Annotated in this window: 20 protein-coding genes; 14 read left to right on the top strand and 6 right to left on the bottom strand. The window is 42.2% G+C overall.

Going from position 1 to position 25,807, the window contains the following annotated elements; translation table 11 throughout:
- Window positions 1-96 precede the first annotated feature (96 nt).
- The gene (locus IQ276_RS22135) at window positions 97-555 is read left to right on the top strand and encodes a peroxiredoxin (protein WP_235115872.1); all 459 of its coding nucleotides are present in this window, start codon (window positions 97-99) and stop codon (window positions 553-555) included.
- A 121-nt stretch (window positions 556-676) separates the two neighbouring features.
- Here IQ276_RS22135 and hpf read toward each other — a convergent pair whose 3' ends face one another.
- Complete coding sequence (gene hpf / locus IQ276_RS22130) at window positions 677-1,327, bottom strand: ribosome hibernation-promoting factor, HPF/YfiA family (protein ID WP_193917323.1); 651 nt, start codon at window positions 1,325-1,327, stop codon at window positions 677-679.
- Window positions 1,328-1,943: 616 nt separating this feature from the next.
- On the opposite strand from hpf, the gene lipB reads away from it, so the two are divergent.
- Together lipB and IQ276_RS22120 are read left to right on the top strand one after the other, a co-directional pair.
- On the top strand, window positions 1,944-2,636 hold the full coding sequence (lipB, locus tag IQ276_RS22125) for a lipoyl(octanoyl) transferase LipB (RefSeq protein ID WP_193917321.1): 693 nt from the start codon (window positions 1,944-1,946) through the stop codon (window positions 2,634-2,636).
- 179 nt (window positions 2,637-2,815) lie between these two features.
- The gene (locus IQ276_RS22120; RefSeq protein WP_190878444.1) at window positions 2,816-3,016 is read left to right on the top strand and encodes a hypothetical protein; all 201 of its coding nucleotides are present in this window, start codon (window positions 2,816-2,818) and stop codon (window positions 3,014-3,016) included.
- A gap of 47 nt (window positions 3,017-3,063) precedes the next feature.
- Here IQ276_RS22120 and IQ276_RS22115 read toward each other — a convergent pair whose 3' ends face one another.
- Window positions 3,064-3,828 (bottom strand): amino acid ABC transporter ATP-binding protein, encoded by a 765-nt coding sequence (locus IQ276_RS22115; RefSeq protein WP_193917319.1) that lies wholly within the window; start codon window positions 3,826-3,828, stop codon window positions 3,064-3,066.
- Window positions 3,829-4,053: 225 nt separating this feature from the next.
- Between IQ276_RS22115 and IQ276_RS22110 the strand changes: the two genes are divergently transcribed.
- Together IQ276_RS22110 and IQ276_RS22105 are read left to right on the top strand one after the other, a co-directional pair.
- Window positions 4,054-5,553 carry an ABC transporter permease subunit gene (locus IQ276_RS22110; protein WP_193917317.1) on the top strand — a complete coding sequence of 500 codons (1,500 nt, stop codon included), beginning with the start codon at window positions 4,054-4,056 and terminating at the stop codon, window positions 5,551-5,553.
- A gap of 99 nt (window positions 5,554-5,652) precedes the next feature.
- Window positions 5,653-6,288 (top strand): restriction endonuclease subunit R, encoded by a 636-nt coding sequence (locus tag IQ276_RS22105; RefSeq protein ID WP_193917315.1) that lies wholly within the window; start codon window positions 5,653-5,655, stop codon window positions 6,286-6,288.
- A 380-nt stretch (window positions 6,289-6,668) separates the two neighbouring features.
- Here the strand turns inward: IQ276_RS22105 and IQ276_RS22100 are convergent, their stop codons facing one another.
- A complete protein-coding gene (locus IQ276_RS22100; RefSeq protein WP_235115871.1) occupies window positions 6,669-7,013 on the bottom strand; it encodes a hypothetical protein in 345 nt (114 codons plus the stop codon).
- Window positions 7,014-7,094: 81 nt separating this feature from the next.
- On the opposite strand from IQ276_RS22100, the gene IQ276_RS22095 reads away from it, so the two are divergent.
- The 3 genes from IQ276_RS22095 (at window position 7,095) to IQ276_RS22085 (ending at window position 11,612) form a co-directional block, all read left to right on the top strand.
- Complete coding sequence (locus IQ276_RS22095; protein ID WP_235115870.1) at window positions 7,095-9,248, top strand: tetratricopeptide repeat protein; 2,154 nt, start codon at window positions 7,095-7,097, stop codon at window positions 9,246-9,248.
- A gap of 386 nt (window positions 9,249-9,634) precedes the next feature.
- Window positions 9,635-10,363, top strand: coding sequence for a hypothetical protein (locus IQ276_RS22090; RefSeq protein WP_193917309.1), 729 nt, complete (start codon window positions 9,635-9,637; stop codon window positions 10,361-10,363).
- Window position 10,364: 1 nt separating this feature from the next.
- Window positions 10,365-11,612, top strand: a complete 1,248-nt coding sequence (locus IQ276_RS22085) for a hypothetical protein (RefSeq protein WP_193917307.1) — start codon at window positions 10,365-10,367, stop codon at window positions 11,610-11,612.
- A gap of 48 nt (window positions 11,613-11,660) precedes the next feature.
- Here IQ276_RS22085 and IQ276_RS22080 read toward each other — a convergent pair whose 3' ends face one another.
- On the bottom strand, window positions 11,661-12,656 hold the full coding sequence (locus tag IQ276_RS22080; RefSeq protein WP_373690586.1) for a glycerate kinase: 996 nt from the start codon (window positions 12,654-12,656) through the stop codon (window positions 11,661-11,663).
- 34 nt (window positions 12,657-12,690) lie between these two features.
- Window positions 12,691-13,023 (bottom strand): DUF565 domain-containing protein, encoded by a 333-nt coding sequence (locus tag IQ276_RS22075; RefSeq protein ID WP_190878434.1) that lies wholly within the window; start codon window positions 13,021-13,023, stop codon window positions 12,691-12,693.
- A 568-nt stretch (window positions 13,024-13,591) separates the two neighbouring features.
- Between IQ276_RS22075 and IQ276_RS22070 the strand changes: the two genes are divergently transcribed.
- Window positions 13,592-14,227, top strand: coding sequence for a hypothetical protein (locus tag IQ276_RS22070; RefSeq protein ID WP_193917303.1), 636 nt, complete (start codon window positions 13,592-13,594; stop codon window positions 14,225-14,227).
- A gap of 282 nt (window positions 14,228-14,509) precedes the next feature.
- Window positions 14,510-16,453: an ArnT family glycosyltransferase gene (locus IQ276_RS22065; protein WP_235115869.1), complete on the top strand. Its 1,944-nt coding sequence runs from the start codon at window positions 14,510-14,512 to the stop codon at window positions 16,451-16,453.
- A 73-nt stretch (window positions 16,454-16,526) separates the two neighbouring features.
- Here IQ276_RS22065 and IQ276_RS22060 read toward each other — a convergent pair whose 3' ends face one another.
- Complete coding sequence (locus IQ276_RS22060; RefSeq protein WP_235116339.1) at window positions 16,527-19,802, bottom strand: hybrid sensor histidine kinase/response regulator; 3,276 nt, start codon at window positions 19,800-19,802, stop codon at window positions 16,527-16,529.
- Window positions 19,803-20,461: 659 nt separating this feature from the next.
- On the opposite strand from IQ276_RS22060, the gene IQ276_RS22055 reads away from it, so the two are divergent.
- From IQ276_RS22055 to IQ276_RS22040, 4 genes are all read left to right on the top strand, one after another.
- Window positions 20,462-21,043 carry a KaiA family protein gene (locus tag IQ276_RS22055; RefSeq protein ID WP_193920190.1) on the top strand — a complete coding sequence of 194 codons (582 nt, stop codon included), beginning with the start codon at window positions 20,462-20,464 and terminating at the stop codon, window positions 21,041-21,043.
- Window positions 21,044-21,147: 104 nt separating this feature from the next.
- Entirely contained in the window at window positions 21,148-21,462 is a 315-nt protein-coding gene (gene kaiB / locus IQ276_RS22050) for a circadian clock protein KaiB (RefSeq protein ID WP_073642657.1), read from the top strand.
- A gap of 440 nt (window positions 21,463-21,902) precedes the next feature.
- Complete coding sequence (kaiC, locus tag IQ276_RS22045; RefSeq protein WP_190878426.1) at window positions 21,903-23,465, top strand: circadian clock protein KaiC; 1,563 nt, start codon at window positions 21,903-21,905, stop codon at window positions 23,463-23,465.
- A 104-nt stretch (window positions 23,466-23,569) separates the two neighbouring features.
- Window positions 23,570-25,741, top strand: a complete 2,172-nt coding sequence (locus tag IQ276_RS22040; RefSeq protein ID WP_193920189.1) for a TolC family protein — start codon at window positions 23,570-23,572, stop codon at window positions 25,739-25,741.
- Window positions 25,742-25,807 lie beyond the last annotated feature (66 nt).

Below are 25,807 nucleotides of genomic sequence, written 5' to 3'. Positions count from 1 at the left end.
AGTATCTAAAGTACCCCGCCTGATGCAGGTAATCAAGCAAAATTTATAGACTTGTATACAAGGTAAAATTTTGTTAACTAACTACCACTACTTGCTATGTCAGTCAAAGTTGGAGATACCGCTCCTAATTTCAGTCTACCTGCTCAAAATGGCTCAACAGTTAGCCTGCAAGATTTTCGGGGCAAAAAAGCTGTTGTTTTATATTTTTACCCCAAAGATGACACACCAGGTTGTACAGCTGAATCCTGCGCCTTTCGCGATCAGTATGAAGTTTTTAAAAGCACTGGTGCTGAAGTTCTCGGCGTGAGTGGTGACTCCACTGAATCCCACCAGCGATTTGCTGCCAAGTATAATCTACCTTTTACTCTGTTAACCGACAAAGGCGACCAAGTACGAAAGCTATATGGCGCAACAGCCGCCTTTGGCTTATTCCCTGGTCGCGTTACCTACGTCATTGACCAACAGGGAGTTGTGCAATACGTATTTGATTCAATGTTTAACTTTAAAGGTCACGTTGAGGAAGCGCTAAAAACGCTGCAACAGCTTGTGAAATAGGGGATGGGGAGTGGGGAATGGGGAATGGGGACTGGGAGTGTGGGAGGGGTGGGAAGCTTTTTTATAATCTCCCCACACTCCCTCATCCCCCCTACTCCCTACTCCCCACTCCCTACTCCCTTCATTTACTCAAATGCGACTTTTCCGCCATCACAACATTCGCGTGAGATGACTTGCCATTCTTGCCGTTGGTATGACCGTTACCATTGCGGGGTTGAATTACGCCATAACCGCCGTGGTTACGTTCATAAATGACATTTATCTCGCCTGTTTCAGCATTTCGGAACATATAAAAGTCGTGTCCTACGAGTTGCAGCTGTTCCAAGGCTTCTGCAAGGGTCATCGGAGGCATGGAAAAATATTTCGTGCGGACGACTTCGCTGGGTAGTTCGGGAGTGCGATCGCCAATCAAATCTGTCACTACTACTGACTCTGCAACAACTTCTTCTGTTGGTTGGGCATGAGTTTTGTGATCTTGACGCCGTTCTTTGTATTTCCGCAGTTGACGGGCAATTTTATCTGCCACTAAGTCAATGCTGGCGTATAAATTTTCGCTGCTTTCCTCCGCACGGATCACGCTGCCATTGGCATAAATAGTTACTTCAGCCGCTTGTCTAGGATTAATTCGGGGATTACGGGCTACGCTAAGATGCACATCCACTTCATTTGTAATGCTCTGAAAGTGACTAACTGCTTTTTCAATTTTTTGATGTACATACTCACGAATTGCATCGGTGATTTCAATATTTTTGCCGTGGATGACAAGCTTCATGTAAACTCTCCCGCTGAATATTTGGATGTGTGAATTTGCTTTGTATGAAAAGAAGTTGCGGTAAGGTATATCACTCCCGCCAAAACAAATTGTGAACTTTTATCATTTACTGCTGCTGTGCTGTCTCTGAGCTAGCTGCATCTGAGTTTTTTCCAAGTATATCCTTGATTTACTTCCCCATCTCTGCGCTGATATCCAATTGGATATCGACTTAGAACTCTTTGATGAAGATATCTTAACAGTAGCAGCTGTGACTACTTTCTCTTTTAAAGCAAGGCTTACAGAACTTTTGATAGTTGCTCCTTGTACGTCCGGTTGAGGTTTGCTTGCTGTTGATCAAGAACACAAGTTTTGTGGAAGTCGATTTTGTTTGAAATGCAAACAATGTTATTAGAGTCATCAGCCAGTACATTCATTTCTATTCTCTTGGCCTGATGCTGATTGTAGAGAATTCCTCCCAACACCTATTAAGGTTATATATTCAAGCTAGCACTTTGTATTTTCTAATGCATGTTCCCTTGACTTTCCTTTAAATTCCTTTGCAAAGCTTGACATTTGTTGACTCCAGTCCTCTAACTTGAAATATATTTCGTTCGTTTTACAGTTGATTTTTGGCATGATCCATAGTAATAAACCACACCAAAACCGTTGTTTGCTGTATAACCAAGGATTAATGCCTTACTTAGACGCTCATGCATGGCAGCGATCGCTCCTGACTCAACGCATCCATGACCCCAGTCTAGATGACGTGTTAATTCTCCTAGAGCATCCACCCGTCTACACTTTGGGACAAGGAGCCAACTCAGATTTTCTCAAATTTGATATTGACAAAAGTCAGTATAATGTGCATCGGGTGGAACGGGGCGGCGAAGTGACTTACCATTGTCCTGGTCAACTGGTGGGGTATCCAATTTTAAATCTGCAACGTTATCGTCAAGACTTGCACTGGTACTTACGGCAACTCGAAGAAGTCATAATTCGCGTATTAGCAGTTTATGGATTGCAGGGAGAAAGAATTCCGGCTTTTACTGGTGTTTGGTTACAAGGGCGAAAAGTTGCGGCTATTGGCATTAAAGTCAGCCGTTGGATTACCATGCATGGCTTTGCATTGAATGTTTGTCCAGACATGACAGGCTTTGAACGCATTGTACCCTGTGGTATCTCTGATAAACCTGTAGGCAGTTTAGCCGAATGGATTCCAAATATTACCTGCCAAGAAGTGCGTTTTCATGTAGCAGAGTGCTTTGCAGAAGTGTTTGGCGTAGAAATAGTAGAGTCCCAGCCCGAAGGATTTTTCCGGTCTGAGTAAATTTAAGTTTGTAATTATGTAAGAAATACTATAGTAGTCTCATTTAAGTTGTGAGACACTCATGATAATGATCATAGTTAATCGTATCAATGTAACTCTTAAATTGCGCTTATAAAAGCTAATAATTATTTATAAACCATAAAGCTATTTTTTTACAGCACTAAATTCAAAATTTGCCCGTGAATTACTCAGATAATTTCCAGGTATATACCCCATCTTTAACATCACTGAGAGAGCGTGATTGGACAGCTTTAATAGAACTATTTGACAGAGATGATGGTGATGAAATTGAAGCCGACATCCACACTAATTTGTTTTGGCTGATACCTGAACCTTGTTGGGAGGATGACCCCTTTGATTTCTTACGTGAATATTTATAAAAGCATTCATGTAGAGACGCGATTCATCGCGTCTAAAAGACCAAGTATTAGGAATTAGGAATTATTTGAAGGCGACTGAGGAAAGTACGTAGGCGATCGCTTTGGGGATTGGTGAGAACTTCGTAAGCTGAACCTTGTTCTGCCACAACACCTTTATCTAAAAAAATCACCTGATGGGCTACTTCTTTAGCAAATTGCATTTCATGGGTAACGATCGCCATTGTCATCCCTTCTGCGGCTAATTGCTGCATCACTTGGAGAACTTCACCGACGAGTTCCGGATCTAGGGCGCTGGTGGGTTCATCGAATAGCATGATCTGGGGATTCATACATAAACTACGGGCGATCGCTACTCGTTGCTTTTGTCCGCCAGAAAGTTGTTCGGGATAAGCAGAGGCTTTGTCAAATAAACCAACTTTTTCCAGATATAAACCTGCTAGTTGGGCGCTTTCTTTCGGTGTTTTACCCAGTACTTTACGCGGTGCAAGTGTCATATTTTCCAAGACGCTGAGATGGGGAAACAGGTTGAACTGTTGGAAAACCATGCCTACTTGTGTTCGCAGTTCCCGTAGTTGGCTATAGTTGACAGTGGGTCGGGATAAGTTGATACCGTTGACTATCAAGCGTCCGCTGTTGATGGTTTCCAAACGGTTAAAGCAGCGCAGGAGAGTACTTTTACCACAGCCGGAAGAACCAATAACTGCAACGACTTCTCCCCGCTTGATTTCGCCTGTGATTCCTTTGAGGACTTTGAGAGAACCAAAGCTTTTTTCGATATTGTCAAAAATAATTGCGGGGGTGGAATTGTTCATTGGCTGTGTCAGTTCCTCTGTTAGGGACTTCCAAAAAATAAATTATCCCAAATTATTTGTACATTTTTCGGGTAGCACAGCTGTGCTAACCTACGTTCGCGGAGCGTCCCGCAGGGATGGGATGTTTTTTTGATAATTTTGCATAAGTCCTGCTCTAAAGTTGATTGTAATATTTGGAACGAACCGCAAAGAACGCGAAGAGCGCGAAGGAAGAAATGAAAGAGTATGGCTGGATTTAGTTTTGGGCGTTGGCTGCGTTGGTGTGTGGTTGTTGGTATTAGTTGTTTGTTACTGGCTGGCTGTGCTGTGAACCCTAGTGGAGGAAAAACTCTGCGGGTTGCTACTGAACCTGCGTTTCCACCTTTTGAGTTTCAAGGACAAGGTGGTGAGTTGCAAGGTTTTTCTATTGATTTGATGAATGCGATCGCCACTGCTGCTAACTTTAAAGTTGATTTTCAAAGTCTGCCTTTTGATGGTATTATCCCAGCCCTCCAAGCCAAAACGGTAGATGCTGCCATTAGTTCGATCACGATTACAGAGGAGAGGGCGAAGACGATTTCTTTTTCCCGTCCTTATTTTAAAGCGGGGTTGGCGATCGCAATTCGCGCGGATAATCAAAATATTACTGGCTTTGATAGTCTCAAAAATCAAAAAATCGCAGTCCAAATTGGCACAACTGGTGCCGCAAAGGCTAAGAGTGTTCCTGGCGTACAAATTCGCAGTTTTGATTCAGCACCTCTAGCTTTACAAGAATTACTCAATGGTAATGTAGATGCGGTAATTAATGACGCACCTGTAACTTTATATGCAATAAATACAGGCAATTTGAAGGGAATTAAAGTTGTACAGCAATTGCTGACGGAAGAGTTTTATGGAATTGCTACTGCTAAAAATTCGCCGAATCTGGCATTAATCAATGATGGTTTAGATAAGGTATTGAAAAATGGCGCTTATTCCCAAATTTACCAAAAATGGTTTAAGACCCAACCGCCATTATTACCAGCTAAATCACCATTTGAGAATCAAAGTAGCGCTGCTGTTCCGGGAATAGTTACGTCAATTAATGTGATTTTACAGGCTGTTCCGACTTTATTGCAGGGAGCTTTGGTCACGTTGCAATTAACGATACTTTCGGTAGTATTTGGTTTAATTGCCGGTTCTTTGATTGGAATTATCCGCCTTTCTCATATTGCACCTTTGCGTTGGTTAGCGAGGGCGTATGTAGATTTTTTCCGGGGAACGCCTTTGCTAGTGCAAATTTTTATGATTTACTTTGGGTTACCGGCAATTTTGCAAGAACTTGGTTTGACATTTAGTTTTGATCGCCTAGTCGCTGGAGTCATTGCTTTAAGTTTGAATAGCGCCGCTTATATTGCAGAAGTTGTACGTGCTGGAATTCAATCGATTGAAGTAGGACAAGGTGAAGCAGCACAATCACTAGGTTTGAGTTCTGTGCAAACCATGAGTTATGTGATTTTTCCCCAAGCTTTCCGGCGCATGATTCCACCCTTGGGTAATGAGTTTATCAGTTTATTAAAAGATACAAGCTTAGTTGCAGTGATTGGTTTTGAAGAATTGTTCCGCAAAGGACAGCTAATTGTTGCTGATAACTATCGCGCCTTTGAAATTTACGCGGGTGTAGCGGTGGTTTATTTATGTTTGACGCTACTTTCTTCCCAAGCATTTAGCCGATTGGAAGCTTGGATGAATCCCGTCAAGCGCTAAGGGACTTTCAAAAATCATTTCTCAACAACCAGAGAATGGTTAAGATAGGTTTTATATAGGGAATTTGGATTGAGTTGTATCTGAATCAAGCAAAGATATATGACAATTCTCAGCGCTCGGAATTTATCCTTAGAAGAAGTTCATCGTCTGTTTGGTTTTCAAAGACATTACAATGACTCATTTTCTAACTACTTATCTCTGGAACCTCTTACGGAAACAGAACAGCAGGAACTCAAACAAATTCAGCATGACTTTGATCGATACCTGACAATTGGTAAAGTTTCTGAGGGTCAGGTAAAGTTTCTTGCAGTTGCCCCTTTACTAAGATTAGCTGGTTTTTATCGCTATCCGATCGAGATTGTTTTGGAGGAGAATATTGCTGATATTGAGGTAGAAGATGAAGATATCAAAATTAAAGGAAGATTTGATATTCTAGCTATTAGTAAAGCTAAACATACAAAACCTCAAACATATTTTTGGGTATTGTTAATTGAATCTAAAAATAGTCAGATTGATATTTCAACAGGTTTATCTCAGCTACTCACATACGCTTATAAAAATTTAGATAATCAAAAATCAGTTTGGGGATTAACGACTAATGGTAGAAGTTATCAGTTTATCTATATCGAACAAGGAAATCCCCCTATTTATTATCTGTTGCCAGAATTAAATTTAATGGAAAGAGAACGTTCAAGTCAGTTGCTACAAATTTTAAAAGCAATTTGTCAACTTTAAAAGCAAGTATTAAGGCAACAATTTATGAGTAATTTTGTAGGGTGCGTTATGGACGCAAGTCCTAACGCACCGAACATCATTGACGGTGCGTTACGCTAGCGCGATAACGCACCCTACTGGCGTGACAAGGCTAAAATGTTGCAATAAAATTTCTTGTGGGGTGGGCATCCTGCCCGCCCCGGACGGGCGAGACGCCCATCCCACAAGATTCAAGCTAATGCACTATTTTAGCCTTGACACGCCAGTAGGGTGTGTTAGGCGTAAGCCGTAACGCACCAAAGCCTTAAGAATGGTGCGTTACGCTGTCGCTAACGCACCCTACTGGACTGACTTTGAAAGTAATCGCAAAATGCCAATCTGTAGGGTGGAATGTCACTAACTTAAGCGACAAACCTCAGATATTCAGCGACGAAGTTCAGATATTCAGCGACGAACCTCAGATATTCAGCGACGAAGTTCAGATATTCAGCGACGAACCTCAGATATTCATCGACGAACCTCAGATATTCATCGACGAACCTCAGATATTCATCGACGAACCTCAGATATTCAGCGACGAAGCTGGGATATTCAGCGACGAACCTCGGATATTCATCGACGAAGCTCTGAGGTTCATTCACGAGTATTAAAGACTCGTCGGCGAGTATCAAAGACTCGTTCACGAGTATTAAAGACTCGTGAACGAGTATCAAAGACTCGCCAGCGAGTATTAAAGACTCATTCACGAGTATCTATTAAATATTCATGCGGTTTTTAGCGATTTTCGTCTAACTCCTGATACAATCTGAGATACTTGTAGTATGATTATGCACAACCGTATATTCACTACTTTATTTTTAACTCTATCTCTGGCAACCACACCCCAGCTTGTAGTTGCTGAAAACAAGATTGAACAGCTATTTCAACAAGGCAAGGCTGCCCAAGAAGCGGGTAAATACCCAGAATCAGAGGCAACATATCGCCGGATTATTCAAATTGAACCAAATAATGCCACTGCTTACTTCAAGCTGTGTGATGTTTTGAATTCCCAGAACAAACTTGATGAAGCAATAACAGCTTGTCAAAAATCCGTTCAACTCAACTCGCAAGATGCCAAAACTCACAATCTTCTTGGCTACATTTTTCAAGACCAGAAGAAATTAGATGCCGCAGTTGCCGCCTACCAAAAAGCAATTCAACTCAACCCCACCTATGCCACTGCTTACAACAATCTCGGCATTGCCTTGTATGACCAAAAGAAATTAGATGCCGCAGTTGCCGCCTACCAAAAAGCAATTCAACTCAACCCCAACTATGCTATTGCTTACTATAATCTCAGCATTGCCCTAAGTGACCAGAAGAAATTAGATACCGCAGTTGCCGCCTTCCAAAAAGCAATTCAACTCAACCCCTACTATGCTAGTGCTTACAAAAATCTCGGCAATGCCTTAAGTGACGAGAAGAAATTAGATGCAGCAGTTGCGGCCTTGCAAAAAGCAATTCAACTCAACCCCAACGATGCCACTGCTTACAACAATCTCGGCAATGCCCTGAGAGAGCAGAAGAAATTAGATGCAGCAGTTGCGGCCTTGCAAAAAGCAATTCAACTCAACCCCAACGATGCTACTGCTTACTACAATCTCGGCAATGCCCTCAATGACCAGAAGAAATTAGATGCCGCAGTTGCCGCCTTCCAAAAAGCAATTCAACTCTACCCTAACTTCGCTATTGCTTACAACAATCTTGGTATTACCCTGAGACAGCAGAAGAAATTAGATGCCGCAGTTGCCGCCTTCCAAAAAGCAATTCAACTCAACCCAAACTTAGCTACTGTTTACTATAATCTCGGCATTGCCCTGTTAGGGCAGAACAAATTAGATGCCGCAGTTGCCGCCTTCCAAAAAGCAATTCAACTCAACCCAAAGTTTGATGTTGCTTACAACAATCTCGGCATTGCCCTCAAAGACCAGAAGAAATTAGATGCAGCAGTTGCCGCTTACCAAAAAGCAATTCAACTCAACCCCAACGATGCTTATGCTTACAGCAATCTCGGCAATGCCCTCAAAGACCAGAAGAAATTAGATGCAGCAGTTGCTGCCTACCAAAAAGCCATAAATTTGCCAGAAGACAATTCTGGAACTCCAACCAGCGCTCATACTCTTGCTCATAATGGCTTGGGTTTATGGTTCCAAGAGCAAGAGAAACTAAAAGAAGCCATTCAACATTTTGACGAAGCAGAACAAATTGACCCCAATTATGTCTATGCCAGTAACAACAATATAGAAGCAAGACGGTTATGGAAAACGAAAGACAATACCCAAGCTAAGGGAATAGACGATGATCGCCAATGGTTGCCTAAAGATGATCCCACTGTACTAGTGAAGCGTTCTGTAGTACGCATCACTGCTGAGTTTTTTAACCGCGAACGCCAGGGAATAGAGATTGGCACTGGTGTAGTAATTAAGCGAGAAGACAACCGGACATTAATCCTCACTAATCGTCATGTCATTTTTGACGGCTACGAACAGGGTAAAAATATCCAAGTGGAATTTTTCAGTTCGCCACCGCCGAACCGAGTGCGAATGCGGCGAGATGCCAAGCTGTTCAAAATGACTTCTGTTGACGAACAACTCGATTTAGCGGTTTTGGAAGTTAGCGGTAATCTACCAGAAGATATCCAGCCCTTATCCAACTCCTCAACTACAATTACTCCGAAAATGCCGATTCGGATTATCGGTCATTCTGCTCAAAGAGGTGAAGATAAATCTTGGTCTATGGAATCAGGGCAAATCAGCTATCAAAACCAGCAATTAGAAATATCTCAAGCTTTACTCAAACCTGGTTATTCTGGCAGTCCTGTAATTGATTCGCAAAATCGACTTTTAGGAATTGTCTTTGCCAGAAGAAAAGGTGAAGACCGAGATTTCGCTTATCCCATGTCTGAGATTCAAAAACAATTGTCCACTTGGAATATTCGTTAAAGGATGTTTTAAAAGTCATGATTGATGTATCAAATATTTTTTACCCCACCCTAATACCAATTCTCCATGAAGATGCACATAACAAAACCCCCCTGTAGTCCCAGGGCTGTTTCATTCCCCAAAGAGCTTTAAAAATCAAGGGTTCTAGCAATTAAAAATTAGTTATTTTGTTACCAGCGTGCCGATAAAATGAACTATTTTACTGATATTTAAGTGCTTAAATGTTCATCTCATCGTCACCCTTACTTACAATTTTCTCTTCTTACATCTTGACAAATCTTGTTTGAAATGGAATGAAACAGCCCTGCTTTATAAGGGGGGATTAAGGCGGGTAATAATTCGATTTAAATCACAAGATACTAGTTTGAAACAACGTCTTAAAAACTATGAATTATAAAATTATTCTTGCCAGCCTATTAATCTTCAGCTCCAGCCATCTTTCTGCTGCTGCTTCTTGCCCAGAAGGAGACCCCCGCAGTACTGAATACATCCGCCGCAAACCACCCAGCCGCTGCGAAGGAGTCAAACTCGAACCCATAAGCGGCAATACCTTGAACCTAATTTCCATTGCGACTCGCAACCTTGCCAGCTTCGGCAAAACTGTGACGCTACAAATTCCGCAAATAAATGGTGGACAAAACCCTGATGTAAAAGTGAAATCATTAGATGATAATTATCACTATCAATTAGATGATTTGTTATTGTCTAACAATGGTTCGCGTTTCAGCTTTAGCTGGGATACTTACGTTCTCAGGCAAGCTAAAATACCAGCAAACAAACTCCGCGCTTTGGCTTCCTATAGCCTTGGTTCCCAACCTGTCTATGTTCCAGTCATCCTGGGACAAACTTCTGGCAAGTATGAATTCGTCTTTTATTCCGAGGATCGAGTCAAGTTTACTAGCTTTAAAATCCTCTCCAAAGCTCAAGAAGAGATGTACAGCACTTCCCAGCCTAACCCGAAAAAGGGTGAAACTATTTTTACCTGGGATGGACGCAATGCCCCAGCAGGGCGCTATGAAGTGCGCTACGTTGCTTTTATTGAACGCAGAAATGAACCTAGCGATCGCATCCCAGGGCGAATTGTATTTGAACATAACCCAAATTGGTTAAAATAATATGGCATCCCGGCAAAAAGCCAAACAAAAGTTTCCTGATTTGAGCAAGATTCGCCAATGGTTGAGTTTTCTGAATAGATATCTCATTGCTGGGTTTTTAGCCATTATTTCAGCACTAAAACGCTTACTACGAACTATCGCAAATCACCAAAATTCATTTTTGGTGCTGCTGTTAATTTTATTTTTTACTGTTCTCACCTTTGCCGCTATTGTACCTGGTACTCATATATTTGAAGGTAATATCGTTGCTGAAAAAATTAGCTTTATTTATAAGGGAGAAGAATCTAAACTTTTTCTCCAAAATATTCGCGGCATCAAAGAATTAGAAAATGAAGGTAAACAAACCTTGACTTTTACAGGAAACTTTCAAAGTGAAACTTTGTCAGAAATTAATAAATTAGACTCTTTAAAAATCCAGCTAAAAGACCCCAATAGTCGATGGATTATTACCCCTGTTAATCCTCAAAACACAAGTGAAATCAGCCTTGAAGAACTACGGCTACAACCAAATACAAAAGTAACTGGACTCAGTTACGACTTTTATCGTAATCAACTGGCTTTTTCTCTGCAACCGAATTCTAATTTAAACTCCAAAATCAAGCCAAATACAATAGACCTATATTTAGGCGACCAACCAATCAAAGTTATAGTAGAAGGTTACAATTTACCAGATTTAAAATTACCAAATCAATCAGATAATCAAACAACATTAGAATTTACTTTAACTCCAAATAATAAAGTTAATTTAGAGTTAACGGAAGATGCCAGTATTTATATTACTGTAGCTCAACCTCCCAGATATGAATCTGAGCAATGGTTTAGAGGAAAGATAAAAGCTGAAAATCTGCAATTTTTAGATATAGATAGAACTGGTAAAGATGTCAGAGATGATTTAAAGATTTCTACTATTGTGGAAGGCAAAATCCGCATGGCAGAACAGGAGAGGGACGTTAAACAAAATCAGTTTCTCATGGGAGAAAATGCTAATATTTATCTAAATATTCAAGAAATACTGCATTTAGGAATTGTCCCGAAAAAAGGTATAGAAGCGCGGTTTTCTGGAGAAACCAAAGAGATTCAAATCGGTCTAGATCCTGATTTTCCAGTTTCGAGAATCCGGGGTAGCTGGTTAGATGGTGTTTTACCTCGTGATGCGATTATTGCACTGTTCTCTTTTGGGGCTGCTACGGTTGCTAACCTTTTATCTTGGTTGTTTAGTAATGCTTCTAAATCGGGGTCAAATCCGTAGGAGTTAGACGCGATTCATCGCGTCTCTACAAGAATTACGAATTACGAATTACGAATTACGAATTATTGTACCAATACTCCGATCGCCATTAATCTCAATTACTAAATCAACCGCTGTTGCATCTTTTACTAAGGGTTTGATGAATAATTCGGGGTGAAGCGATCGCCAAAAATAATTGACAAATTGCTCTATCTCTGCATTGCTCATCCCCGATTTACCCGCAGCAATCATCTGTTGTTCTGCCTGTTTGCGCCACTCCAAAGAACAGCGGTAATCGGTGGGATACAGGACAATTAAGCTGTCTAATCGCTCCCACAGTGGTAAGTAATCGTGGAGGCGAACATTCATATCGCGGGCAAATGCTTTATCTTCATCTGTGAGAATTGGCGGCGGTGCAGTATCAAATAAATCTGCGTTAATTGGTCGGACACCGACAAACCAACCTTCAAATAGTAGAATATCTATGTTTGTAAAGATTTCTGGATTAGTGCGATCGCCAGCACCTCCATAAGCCGATTTATCAAAACGCGGAATCATCACTGGGCTTTGCAATTGGCGGATTTGATCTAGTAAATTTAAGCCCAAATCTACATCGTGGGTTCCTGGTGGCCCTCGCCAAATCAAGCGGGGATCTTGCTGTGTTAGGAGTAAGCGATCGCTGTAAGTTTTATATAAGTCATCCAAAGACAAACTCACAGTCCGGTATCCCAACTGATGGAGAATCAAGCTGAGAACTTTGCACATTGTGGTTTTCCCAGTCCCTTGTCCTCCCAATATTCCTTGAATCAGAGGGCGTCCCAATTGTTGACGCCCCAATGCAATTTTGATCCCCAAAGGCAGCCACAAATCCCACAAAACTTGTAACATTTCCTGGGGTTCCATTTGGAGGGTAGTTTGGCAGAACTCGTTAAAAGCTGGTAAGACAGATTTTTGTAAATGCGATCGCTTTTCTATCACCTCATCTACATTTTCCGGCGTAATCCCAAAAGCCTTTGCCCTCAACCCATCTGCTAACGCCGCTTCTCTTGCTTCTTGCTTCCCCATCTCCCTCATCCCCCTCATCTCCCTCATCCCCATCCTACGATCCCAACTTAAAGGCTTCGAGAAACAGGCTGTAGGTGAAGCCAACTTTCAGAAGATTTAATGAATCTACCAAGAGCGATCGCCTGGTGAAAAAACTCTGGCTGTAAAATATTCTGCTAGTAATTTCCGTTAACAGTACTAAAAAACCAGCTGCCACAATATCTAATTCTGCGCGTTGACCGGCTGTGGTAGAAACTGCGTTTCCCAGAAAAAAACCGAACAAAAAGCTAATTATCAGCAACGATAGTCGCCGCCAGGGATTTAGAAACCATTGCCCCGACTGTCTAGCAATGGCACTGAACAAGTTATTAAGACGTGTGTTTTGCATTAAAGGGACTTTTGGGAAAAAGTCAACATACCTTGAAATATATCAATATTCAAATCCAGAAAATTGGTTTTAGCATCAGCTTGTTTGTTAATATTATAGATATCTACTGGGAAGCCAGTGTTTATTCAAATTTTTCGTACATTTTATCATCTTCAGGGAAGTACAGTGCCTCTTCAAAGGCAACCTTTCCAAGTGGAAGATGAAATATACAGCCTAGATTTCTTCTAGGTTTGGCAATGGACGCTTTGTTGAAACCGCTAGCGGTTTCACTAAATTTTTATTGTTTTATACAAATGAATTTCCTGATTAAGTATCTAATTTTATTTTGTTTATGCGAACTTACGGACAAAATACCAAAGAAATTGTCTCTACACCCCTTGTTAATCAAACATCAAAGGAATTATTTCCTTCAAATGTTTGTCACTTCAAATGATATTTATCATACATTCCTCACAATAATTTGAGGAAAATCTATATTAGGCTACTTTCTGCGATCGCATTTTATGATAGTGGGCTACTATTTGGTCAAGCCTAAACAAATATTTATTTCTAATAACTATCAATCAATATGAAATCTTCAGTGTATCGTCACCTTGGTGTTACAGCCTGTTGCTTTGGACTGCTTGTTGCTTTGGTGGGATGCTTGGGAGTGAGTGTATCCTTTGAGTCCACAAACCCAGATACATCTTCGCAGCCACCTGAGACTTCTAAGTGGGACACAACTTCATCTACACCGATTTCACCTGAAAAAAGTATCTCTCCTAGTAACCTATCGACTGTAGCAACGAACCCAAGCAAAGAAGTAGAACATACCACTAGAGAGAATACTTATCCTGTCTTGGCAAATCGTGATAAATCAGCTATCAAAACCAAAGATCAAGGAACTTTGCGGATGAGCAATCAAACTGATCAGCCTGTGCGGCTAGCCTTACTGGCGCGACAGTCTGTAGCAAAAGGCTCTGGTGGTAAACAAACTAACTATGATGTCCCGGCACATTGGGATTTTGCTCCCCAAGAAGGCAGTGACAAAGGACTAATTTTATCTTTACCTCAGAATAATTTGAAACTGGAGAAGGGAGATATTTTAGTTGCCTTTGCACAAGATGGTTCCCGTCGTTACTGGGGTCCCTATGTTGTCGGAGAAACTCAACTACCTAAGTGGAATTCCCAAGCCAAAGAATGGCAACTAGTACTGAGTCCATAATTGACGGGGCATTGGGCATGGGGCATTGGAAGAGGCAGAGGGGCAGGGGGGCAGAGGGGCAGAGGGGAAAGAACAAGGCACATTGAACTCTCCTCTGCTCCCCTACTCCCCTACCTCCCCTGCCTCCCCTGCTCCCTCATCTCCCTCATCTCCCCTTCAAACTTCCCCTTAAGCACGTATAATTAGTTTTGCTCAATTAGTTATTCAGCACTTGTTTTTTTGAACAAGAACAAAATATAAATAACCAACGACTATTCACTAGTAATTGTTGACTATTGACTAATGAGAATGAAATTGAGTGTTAAGGGCACTGTTAATCAGTGGTTCAACAAAATGGGAAGGAATTCAACCCTTGGTGTAACGGGGTCGATTTTGTGGTTGATGGTGATTGGCTGGATAGCTTTTGGGTGGAATTTGGGCACCATTGGCTTGATTGATGAGACAGAGCCGCTGTTTGCAGAAGCTTCCCGCCAGATGTTCATTACAGGTGATTGGATCACCCCATTTTTCAATGGTGACACTCGTTTCGATAAACCTGCTTTAATTTACTGGTGTCAGGCGATCGCTTATGCAATTATTGGAGTCAATGAGTGGGCAGTACGCCTTCCTTCTGCGATCGCTGCATTTGGCTTAATTTGTTTAGCTTTTTACACTGTGCAGTGGTATTTGGCTAAACAAGACGAATTAGAGCAAGTTTCACGTCCCACTCGCCGCTACTTAATATCTTTTTTAGCAGCAGCCCTCATGGCGCTCAATGGCGAAACAATTATTTGGGCGAGAATCGGTGTCTCTGATATGTTGCTTACTGGCTGCATGGCATCAGTTTTTTTGTGTTTCTTTGTGGGGTACGCAATGGGAGGGTGGAAGAATGCAGGGGGAGCTGGGGGAGCAGGGGAAGCAGGGGGAGCAGGGGGAGAAAGAATAACTAATGCCCCATTCCCCAATAACTGGTACTTAGGTTGTTATGTTCTGATTGCTGCCGGAATTTTGACTAAAGGGCCGGTGGGAATCGTCTTGCCAGGGCTAATTATTTTCGCCTTTTTGCTATATGTGGGAAAATTGCGGGAGGTATTGTGGGAAATGCGTCCCGTCGTAGGTATACTGATAATTTTTGGTTTATCAGTGCCCTGGTATGCATTAGTGATTTGGCGCAATGGCTGGAATTATATTAATGCCTTTTTTGGTTATCACAACCTAGAACGCTTTACAGAAGTAGTTAATGGTCACTCAGCACCTTGGTATTTTTACTTTGTAATAGTGTTATTGGGCTTTGCACCATACTCAGTGTATTTACCAGTAGCTATATTCAGACTGAAATTTTGGCAGCGATCGCACTGGCGATCCCTTGAACGTTTTCAGCAATTGAGTTTATTTGCCTGGTTCTGGTTTGCTGGTATCTTTGGCTTTTTTAGCATTGCTGTCACCAAACTCCCTAGCTATGTATTGCCTCTAATGCCAGCAGCAGCAATTTTAGTAGCGCTGTTGTGGAGCGACCTTTTTTTGGGTACGCGCAAAGAAGACGCGGGGACACGGGGACACGGGGACACGGAGAAATTACTCCCCGCGTCTTTGCGTCTCCCCGTCCCCGCGTCTTTCCTCTTCTGGAGTGGTTGGGTGAATGTAGTGTTTTTATCAGTTCTGGCAACCGCGCTGTTTAACATCATCTATATATTAGGTAGCGATCCAGCCATAACTAACTTCCACGAACTAATTAAACAATCTGGTTTACCAGCCATTGGTGGGGTAATTTGGCTCCTTTGTGCTGTTTTGGTTGCGGGGTTACTACTGAGTCGCCGCTGGGACTATATTATCACCATGAATGTACTGGGATTTGTAGCGTTTTTAATTTTTTTCCTGACGCCCGCTTTGTTTTTTATCGATCAGGAACGTCAATTACCCTTAAGACAACTGTCTGCAATCATACAGCAGGTCAAACAACCAAATGAAGAACTGGTCATGCTTGGGTTTAAAAAGCCAAGCGTAGTGTTTTATAGTCAAACTCACGTCAATTATTTCAGATTTCCCCAAGAGGCTCTAGAACATCTTCAAAACCAGGCAGGTAAGGCACTAAAGCCCCCTTCGCTACTGCTTTTGGCTGAACAGAAAAAGCTTCTGCAAATGGACTTACAGCCAGATGATTACAAGAATTTATCCACTAAGGGTGCTTACAATTTGATTCGCGTTCCTTTTTTGAAAAAGAAAAAGGAAAAAATAGACATATCATAATTGGGCATTGGGCATTGGGCATTGGGCATTGGCTATTCACCCTATCTCCCTCATCCCCATTCCCCATTCCCCATTAGCATTTTTCATTTTGACTGTTGATAGCTAAAGCTTGATTAATCTGGTTTAACAAATCTTCCATTGATATGGATCGCGGTAATATCTGGGTAGCGATCGCACTTACAATATTTTCCACCGATTCCAACCCATTCTTCCTGGGCTTGTGAATTCCCTTGTCAGACACCCCAGGCTGGGAAATACTTTCCGGGCGATTCAATGGCTGGTTGAGTACTAAAATTGGTGGTAACTTCAAAGGCGAATCTCCCAAGGTTTTCAAGGCTTTGAGTACGTCTTTATGGATAGCTGATTCTCCTAAGCAAATTAATAACAAGTCAACGCTTTGATGACGAATTTGTTGTAACACTTCTGCCCAACAGGGACTCATCGCTGCTTTGAAGCCTGCTGTTTGTAGGTACTGAATTAAAGCTTGGAACCACTCAGACCCCCGTTCGGCAGTTTCACTACTGATTGAACAATTGTTTTCAGTGCGATCGCCTTTGACTTGCTTGCGTCTTACCTGTGGTAAATCACGCAGCATAGCCAAATCCACTACCAAAATGTTGGGAGGGCAGCAAACACCAGAAGCAATTTGCAATACTGATAGTAAGGCATCTGTTTTCTCCGTGGGAGTGCTGGCGTCTTTTCCAAATGGTGTTAAGTAAGGAAATACAGATAACCCCGGTATTTGTGAGGCTTTTAGTGTAGTTGCAACATCGCAAGTAACCAACGGTATGGCTGCTAAACGTGGGTGTTGGATGAGTTGTTGCAAATAAGTTTGGGCGGTACTAGTCTCTACATCTAGCAAAATGACATCAAATTGCCACACCCGCGCCAAGAGTTCTGCCTGATCTAGGTCATCGACTTCAATCACCCGATGTTCTCGCAGGGAGGAGTGGGGACTGACTGATTCAAACTCAGGATTCACTAACCTGAGAATTCGCAGTGGCGTTTGAATTGGGAGACTGGCGTTATTGTCTGACCCTAGCGGTAAAACTCCTTGTACAGTACATAATTTTTCTAGGAGTGGTGCTAACACCTGATGTTCTACTGGCAAGCTTAAGAAACCATCGGCTCGGTTGGCAAATGCTTGCTCTTTTTCGGCCGCCGTTGCTGTCAGAATTACAGATATATGACGAGTTGCGGCGTCAGATTTAAGTAAAGTCAGTACATCCCAGCCGGAGAGCAAGGGTAGCAAGGGATTGAGAAATATCGCTATTGGTTGCAAGCGTCGAGCTTTTTCTACTGCTTCTGTTCCCGATCGCGCAATCACTACGCGATATCCTACACTTTTGAGTTGTTCGGTCAAATCTTCAATATATCGGGCTACTGCTTCCACTACCAAAACCAGCCGTTGGGAACTAGCGGCATGATACTGTGTAGAATTAGTGACATGCTGACGACCTGCTGGAAGAATTTCTCGTGTTTGTTGGTGTCGTTTTTGGCTGTCTTCTCTGGTTTCGATATCTGGCTCTGAGAAACCTGCTTTTGGAGGACTGGGCGGTAGCAGCAGTGTGAACTGGCTACCTTTACCTTCACGAGATAAAAAGCTGACATCTCCTCCGTGCAGCCGAGCCAGGGCGCGAGTTAATACCAGCCCCAAACCAGTGCCTTCAAACTGACGGGTGAGGGGATTTTCTAGTTGTTGGAATTTTTGAAATATTAAATGTTGCTGGTGTTCAGGAATACCAATGCCTGTGTCCCAAACTGTAAAGGCAATCCATCCTTCCCAACGACTCACCCGCAGCCCAATTTCGCCTGATATTTCAGTGAATTTGAAGGCGTTGGAAAGTAGATGTATGAGCATCTGACGCAGGCGTAATTCATCTGCAACAATTTGGTCTAGACCTGGTTCAATACAGAGGCTGAATTGGGGAGCAGAGGAACGGGTATTTGAAGTTGGGGACGCGACTGTGACTTTGGTGCTTTGAGTGTGAATGGCTTTGACTTCGGATAAAGCGCGATCGCACACAGCCCGAATTTTGACTGGGGCTAGTGTTAGATCCATTTGTCCTGTCTCCATCCTGGTCAAATCTAAAATATCATTGACCACACTCATCAAATGGCGTCCGCTTTGATGAATCAGTCCCGCATAACGAGCTTGACGCTCGTTAAGTTCTCCCAATTGCTGATCTACTAGCAATCGTGATAATCCCAAAACGGCAGTGAGGGGAGTTTTCAGTTCATGACTAATACAAGCTAAAAACTCATCTTTCAAGCGATTTAGTTGAATTAAATCGGCATTCTTGGCTGCTAATTCTTTGCATAGCTGCTGCTGTTCAGTGACATCAGTCGCTAAAACCAACCACAAATCAGTGCTGAGTGGAATCTCTGATTCAGCACCCATGACTTTCAGTTCTGGACTATCTAATGGAATTTTGGCAAATTGCCAGATTCGTTCCTGACCATTTTGCACTTCCACAACGCAAGTACAAGTACCTAGTTGAGCATCCAAAAAGCAGCGACTGGATGTAGTTTGTGAGGCTGTATCTGCTTCTGTTAGGTCGTTGAGACTAGACAAGCCTGGTTCACTTTTAACCAACAACCGTGGCGTTGGTTGTTCTTCACCACCATTGGGATGAACTTTGATTCCTCGTTGCTTAACGTATTCTGGTTTCTTGGCTCGGAAGGGGGTAAGTATTGCCTCTACCTGACGCCTGACTCCTTCTGGGTCTTTTAAAATTCCTAATTGTTGCCACCAAGCTGGATTTTGGGCTACTACCTCGCCATTACCCGTTTCCAACATCAAAGGCCAAGGCAGTCTTTCCAGCAACTTCACCAATGGTTTTTGTACCGATGGCTGGGGTTGATTTGGCGTCTGCGGTTGGGAGTGAGTTTGTACAGCATCAGAATTGAGGGAGCCAGCCATTTTTTCCTTAGCGAGCGATCGCAACAGGCTTGACGTATCCACTAGCCCCAAATATTTACCGTCGGAGTCAATCAACGCCCAATCCAAATTTTGCTGTTTTTGGGCAAGTTGTTCAGACAAACGCCAGCTAAATTGCTCTACGCGCTCAGAAACTGGTATTGTCTGTATTGGATCAATTAGAGCTTGATCCAATACAGAAAGTGATTGCTGTAAATTTAAATTTTTATCGTCACTATGGCCTAATAATTTTTGGATTAAACGGGCAGAGTACAGCAATCCGACGGGCTCTTGCTGTTGATTAAGTACTACCAAGCGATCGCACTGCTCTTTCTCAAAAATCTCCAGCACCACCGCCAGAGTACTTGTTTGGGGGCAGCTAGGTACGGTTGCTTGAAAGTCATAAAGCGGGTAATCTAGCATTGACATAAGGCTTTGGGGGTCATTCTTCCTGCGGAAAACTCCGGCATTCCCATCTGCCAACTGCCGATGTTCTTTGCGCCTGAAGCCATATCCTCTAAGAAGACTCATATAAGCAATTTTGGTTACGATATTCAACGCCATTAAAACAATGGGACTTGCACTCACGGGCACCTGCTGGCGTCCGACCTTTAACAGAGAGGCAACCTTTCTTTTTGCCGCTCCTCATTTCTAGGAAATACCTTCACCAGTGTCTTACTGGTATTTAAACTCCTCATCGATAGCCACGGCTAAAACAATTATGGCTCCAAAGATTCGCTTTAGAACCTTGAGGAATTATAATGATTTAGAATGCGACATTCCTTTAAGTTCGTTTAAGTATCTTATCAAGGAGCAAAATAAAAAAGTCTATCTATCTGTATACATAGATATGCATATGCAAATAATATTTTTTTGGCGATACATACCTCATCTAAAACCTACTCAGTCCTACCACTCAGTCGCTGCACCAGGTTGTTGAGTGGCTAGAGCTATCTGTTGACACAGAGCGTTATTTTGGGGTGGAACCACAACTTTACTGCACACCCAGTATTACCCTAGAAGCGTTTGCCACAATTATTAGCCCACGCTTCTTGGTCAAGTCGATCAAGGAGATAGATAGACAATAAATGTTATTACCTATATTGATTTTCCAACGTGATGTTAACAAATATTTAAAGAATCCAGTTGATTTAGCCAACCAAAATGGTGTAGTTGCGTGGATATATAATTTAATTTCCGGCAAAATTGGGCAATTTTGCTATCGACCTGTTGCTGTAACTACCTCTGGAACAATCAACTCTTCACAATATTGGTTGCAACGCCACCCAAATGAACCAGATAATGACAAGCATTTTTATGTGTTTGCTAGTTACTCGCAAAAAAGGCAACAGCATTTCCAGGAGATGACTCTAGGAGAACGTCAAGAATTATTAAACCAGTTGAAATTAGATTACAGCGATATTCTTATAGATTATTTTACCACAGATAAAACCCTTAAAGAAAAAATTGATAAATTTATCAACACTATATTTTATGCTAATATTCCTGTGCCCCAAATTATCGAAATTCACATGGAAGTAATTGATGAATTTTCCAAACAGCTAAAATTAGAAGGAAGGAGTGATGAAACTTTACTCGATTACCGTCTGACGTTGATAGATATCCTCGCTCACTTGTGCGAAGTCTATAGATCTTCGATTTCTAAATAAATTAAATTTATCGATGTTTAAATCGGCACAAGCTACGACTTTTATTTACTTTCATTGCGCGTTCGCATCTTGTATTTTTCTTGTAATAATTAGCCTGTAAATTTATGAATAAAGCCAGAAAGACCTACGTTCTCAAGCTTTATGTAGCAGGGAACACGCCTAATTCAGTACGGGCATTAAAAACACTCAAAAATATTTTAGAACAGGAGTTTGAAGGTGTTTATGCGTTAAAAGTGATCGATGTCCTGAAAAGCCCGCAACTCGCCGAAGAAGATAAAATATTGGCAACGCCAACATTGTCTAAAATTTTGCCTCCACCAGTTCGCAAAATTATCGGCGATCTTTCAGATAGAGAACGAGTATTAATTGGATTAGATTTACTTTATGAGGAATTAAGTGAAGAAGACTTTACCGAATAAAACAGAATTCAGGAGTCAGAATTCAGAATTCAGAATCCAGAATTCAGAATACTCTATCCATAAAGCAAAAAGTCGAGCCAGTGCGTTCTTGTGGCCTTGCGTCGGCAAACAACTGGCCTTGGGGTGATGTTTTCGGGCGATACCTGGGGCAACGTCAAGGGCGAACTCAACTTTTCAAAACAGGAATAGAGTTTTAAGAAGGAAAATTTTTAATACTAGTTTTGCCCACTAGGGGCGGGATTTTAAACAAAAATTCAAATGCTCTCTACGAGACGCTACGCGTAGCTTGCTTCTTTGGAGCAGTACGCGGACACAGCTTAGCTCCGCCATCCAACAGTCGTACAAAAGTTATTCTGAATTCTGACTCCTGAATTCTGAATTCTTCATCCAATAATGTTAGTAATAAAAAACAGGGTTTTATACCCATTTGTTATCAAGCAATGAGTCAAAACGAGCAAAGAGAACCAAAAAAACCGCCGTTAATTGGGGGCGTAGAAAAAATTCGCACGATGATTGAGGGGTTTGACGACATTAGTCATGGTGGATTACCCATTAGTAGAACTACCTTGATTAGTGGCACATCAGGCACGGGAAAAACTTTATTATCTCTTCAGTTTCTTTATAACGGTATTACCTACTTTGACGAATCAGGAGTATTTGTCACCTTTGAAGAATCGCCCAGTGATATTATTAAAAACGCTCATATTTTTGGGTGGAACTTGCCACGCTTAATTGAAGAAGGCAAGTTATTTATTCTCGATGCATCTCCCGATCCAGAAGGACAAGATATCGTTGGCAATTTTGACCTTTCTGCCCTGATTGAGCGCTTGCAATATGCTATTCGTAAATATAAAGCCAAACGAGTTTCCATAGACTCAATCACAGCGGTGTTTCAACAGTATGAAGCAATGGGAGTCGTGCGGCGGGAAATTTTTCGCTTGGTAGCACGTCTCAAACAACTGAGTGTCACCACTGTTATTACCACTGAACGCAGCGAAGAATATGGCCCTGTTGCATCTTTTGGAGTCGAAGAATTTGTTTCCGATAATGTTGTAATTGTTCGCAACGTTTTAGAAGGAGAACGCCGCCGTCGCACAATTGAAATTCTCAAATTGCGCGGTACAACTCATATGAAAGGCGAGTATCCCTTTACAATTACTAATGAAGGAGTCAACATTTTTCCATTGGGGGCAATGCGCTTGACTCAACGTTCTTCTAATGTCAGAGTATCTTCTGGTGTCAAAACATTAGATGAAATGTGCGGTGGTGGTTTCTTCAAAGATTCAATTATCTTAGCAACAGGAGCCACGGGTACTGGCAAAACCCTATTAGTTAGTAAGTTTATTCAAGATGGCTGTCTCAATGGAGAACAGGCGATCTTATTTGCTTATGAAGAATCACGCGCCCAACTCTCTCGTAACGCTTCTTCTTGGGGAATTGATTTTGAGGAATTAGAACATCAGGGTTTACTCAAAATAATTTGTACCTATCCGGAATCCACTGGCTTAGAAGACCACTTACAAATCATTAAATCGGAAATTGCGATTTTTAAACCAGCTCGCATCGCCATTGACTCACTCTCAGCACTAGCCAGGGGAGTAAGCAATAATGCATTTCGGCAGTTTGTGATTGGTGTTACAGGTTATGCCAAACAAGAAGAAATTACGGGTTTCTTTACTAACACAACCGACCAATTTATGGGATCGCATTCCATTACAGACTCTCATATTTCCACGATTACCGATACAATTTTGATGTTACAGTACGTAGAAATTCGTGGAGAAATGTCGCGGGCAATTAACGTATTTAAAATGAGAGGCTCTTGGCACGATAAGGGCATTCGCGAGTATAATATCACTGCCGATGGGCCAGAAATTAAAGATTCATTCCGGAACTACGAACGGATTGTTAGCGGTGCTCCTACTCGCGTTAGTATCGATGAAAAGGCGGAACTTTCTCGCATCGTCAGACGTTTTGAAGATAAACAGAGTTCCGATTCCTAAATTTAGTATCGTAGTATATTCTTTCCTAAACTTAGTATCGTGCTATATTCTGTGGTGAAGAAAGGTTTTCTGCCGCTAGATTGATTTTCGTGTGAGGGGATGCGGTGAAAGGACAGCAATTATTCCATAGCTTCTTGCCTGGTGTGACAGCAGCGGTCTTAACAACTCAGCCTGCGTGGGCTGGTAATGTGAAAGTAAGTGGGGTACAGCTGGCGTCTTCACCGAGTGTTTTGACTTCTACCTATAGTCAAACCTTGGGTGTTGACATCATGAATACGCAATTGCCTAAAACAGCAGATGTTAGTATTCCAACCCTATTACCTGCTCCTGGTTTTACTAAGTTTAATGTGAAGCCTTTAAGTAATAACAGTATTCCAGTTTTTCTGGCTGGGAATACTGATGTGCCAATAGAACAAGTAGCTCAAAAAGATGAAGGTAGACTTCCTGATTTAACAGCTACCTCTGGTTCTTCCCAACAGCCAGATATCAATCGTTCTGTTCAAAGCAACCAAAAACAGAGCAATTCAAGCCCTTATTGGCAGAAATTAAAGAAGATAGTAGTTCCTGACTACACTTCTAAACCAGCTTCTGCCCAAAAAGAAATTTTGTCACTGTCTGCTTCACAGCAGCCAGCAGTTCAAAAGATAAATACTGTTACTCAGTTGCAGACATTTTTACAAACTTCACCCACAGGTGTAGGCGCAGCAAAGCTGTTGTCAGCCGAGAGGTGTCCACAGCAGGAGTTGGGAAAAACTAAAACTGACTCTTTGGCTGCTTTGCTGGTGACCTCAAACACCTGTTTACAACAAAATGCTGTTGACAAACGCCTAGCTCAGAGCAATACCACGGTTCCCACAGATTCAACGCCGACTCCTATTTTACCAGGAAGCGTAACTCCTGCACCAGCAGGTTCGACACCAACTCCCACTGTGCCCTCAGGTGGGGTGCAAATTCCTGAGAACCTGATTCCCAATGCAAATCCCCTACAATTTCCTACTAAACCGGGGGAAGTGACACTCCAGGAAAATCAGCCGATTACTTTGGGACAGGCTTTAGAATTAGCACGGCGTAACAATCGGGATTTACAAGTGGCGTTATTGGAGTTACAACGCAGTCGATATGCCCTAAAAGAAGCGGAAGCTGGTTTATTGCCGACTCTTGGGATTAGTGCGGATCTTACTCGCAGTCAATCTTCTACTAACCAGCTTCAGGATGAATTAAGCGGGCCAAACAGCTTACGCTCTACAGATGAACCCAACACAGCTTTTTCTGGACAAGCACAACTGTCTTATGACCTATATACCTCTGGGTTAGGTAAAGCCCGTAGAAACGCCGCTAGGGAACAGGTACGCTTCAATGAGTTGGCTGTAGAAACTCAGTCCGAAGAAATTCGCTTGAATGTGACGACTGACTACTACAATTTACAACAAGCAGATGAACAAGTACGTATTGCCCAGTCGGCTGTACAGAACTCCGAGGCTAGTTTACGGGATGCAGAAGCTTTGGAGCGAGCTGGAGTTGGTACGCGGTTCGATGTGCTGCGATCGCAGGTGAATTTAGCAAATGCCCAACAAGATCTAACTAATGCTAGATCCCAGCAAACAATTTCCCGTCGTCAGTTGGCTACTCGCATCAGTTTGCCACAGGGGATAAATATCAGCGCCGCCGACCCTGTACAATTAGCTGGTCTTTGGGATCTGACGCTAGAAGACAGTATCGTCCGAGCTTTTCAAAACCGCCCGGAACTCCAACAACAGTTGGCACAACGTAATATTAACGATCAACAGCGCCGACAAGCCCTTGCAGAACTAGGCCCTCAAATTAGTTTGGTAGCCAGCTATGACCTGCTAGATCAGTTTGATGATAGCGTCAGTGTTACAGATGGTTATTCATTTGGAGTTAGGGCAACTCTAAATTTGTATGATGGGGGAGCATCAAGAGCGAGGGCAGCTCAGCAGAAAGTTAATATTGCGATCGCAGAAACTCAATTTGCTGAACAGCGTAACCAAATTCGCTTTCAAGTAGAACAAGCCTTTTCTACCCAGCGATCTAATTTGGAGAATGTTCAAACCGCTAATACCGCCTTAGAACAAGCAAGAGAAGCTCTACGTTTAGCGCGTTTGCGATTCCAAGCTGGTGTAGGCACTCAAACTGATGTAATTAACTCTGAAAACGACTTAACAAGAGCTGAAGGTAATCGAGTCACAGCAATTTTGGATTACAACCGTGCTTTAGCTCAACTGCAACGCTCTGTTACCCTCAGAGGGCTACGCTAGTTACCCAAAATTAAACTTTATCATAGAAATGAGTAGCATTTCTAATTAAAAAACCTCAAAAGCCTC

The sequence above is a fragment of the Desmonostoc muscorum LEGE 12446 genome (assembly GCF_015207005.2).
In the GTDB taxonomy this organism is placed as follows: Bacteria; Cyanobacteriota; Cyanobacteriia; order Cyanobacteriales; family Nostocaceae; genus Nostoc; species Nostoc muscorum.
Note: the sequence above shows the minus strand (reverse complement) of the source record. Positions and strands in the feature narration are given on the sequence as shown.

Bases quoted from the DNA above. Each gene is read 5' to 3' on its own strand.
- IQ276_RS22135 (WP_235115872.1), top strand. From the start codon at position 97: ATGTCAGTCAAAGTTGGAGATACCGCTCCTAATTTCAGTCTACCTGCT.
- hpf (WP_193917323.1), bottom strand. From the start codon at position 1,327: ATGAAGCTTGTCATCCACGGCAAAAATATTGAAATCACCGATGCAATT.
- lipB (WP_193917321.1), top strand. From the start codon at position 1,944: ATGATCCATAGTAATAAACCACACCAAAACCGTTGTTTGCTGTATAAC.
- IQ276_RS22115 (WP_193917319.1), bottom strand. From the start codon at position 3,828: ATGAACAATTCCACCCCCGCAATTATTTTTGACAATATCGAAAAAAGC.
- IQ276_RS22110 (WP_193917317.1), top strand. From the start codon at position 4,054: ATGGCTGGATTTAGTTTTGGGCGTTGGCTGCGTTGGTGTGTGGTTGTT.
- IQ276_RS22105 (WP_193917315.1), top strand. From the start codon at position 5,653: ATGACAATTCTCAGCGCTCGGAATTTATCCTTAGAAGAAGTTCATCGT.
- IQ276_RS22095 (WP_235115870.1), top strand. From the start codon at position 7,095: ATGCACAACCGTATATTCACTACTTTATTTTTAACTCTATCTCTGGCA.
- IQ276_RS22090 (WP_193917309.1), top strand. From the start codon at position 9,635: ATGAATTATAAAATTATTCTTGCCAGCCTATTAATCTTCAGCTCCAGC.
- IQ276_RS22085 (WP_193917307.1), top strand. From the start codon at position 10,365: ATGGCATCCCGGCAAAAAGCCAAACAAAAGTTTCCTGATTTGAGCAAG.
- IQ276_RS22080 (WP_373690586.1), bottom strand. From the start codon at position 12,656: ATGGGGAAGCAAGAAGCAAGAGAAGCGGCGTTAGCAGATGGGTTGAGG.
- IQ276_RS22075 (WP_190878434.1), bottom strand. From the start codon at position 13,023: ATGCAAAACACACGTCTTAATAACTTGTTCAGTGCCATTGCTAGACAG.
- IQ276_RS22070 (WP_193917303.1), top strand. From the start codon at position 13,592: ATGAAATCTTCAGTGTATCGTCACCTTGGTGTTACAGCCTGTTGCTTT.
- IQ276_RS22065 (WP_235115869.1), top strand. From the start codon at position 14,510: ATGAGAATGAAATTGAGTGTTAAGGGCACTGTTAATCAGTGGTTCAAC.
- IQ276_RS22060 (WP_235116339.1), bottom strand. From the start codon at position 19,802: ATGTCAATGCTAGATTACCCGCTTTATGACTTTCAAGCAACCGTACCT.
- IQ276_RS22055 (WP_193920190.1), top strand. From the start codon at position 20,462: ATGTTATTACCTATATTGATTTTCCAACGTGATGTTAACAAATATTTA.
- kaiB (WP_073642657.1), top strand. From the start codon at position 21,148: ATGAATAAAGCCAGAAAGACCTACGTTCTCAAGCTTTATGTAGCAGGG.
- kaiC (WP_190878426.1), top strand. From the start codon at position 21,903: ATGAGTCAAAACGAGCAAAGAGAACCAAAAAAACCGCCGTTAATTGGG.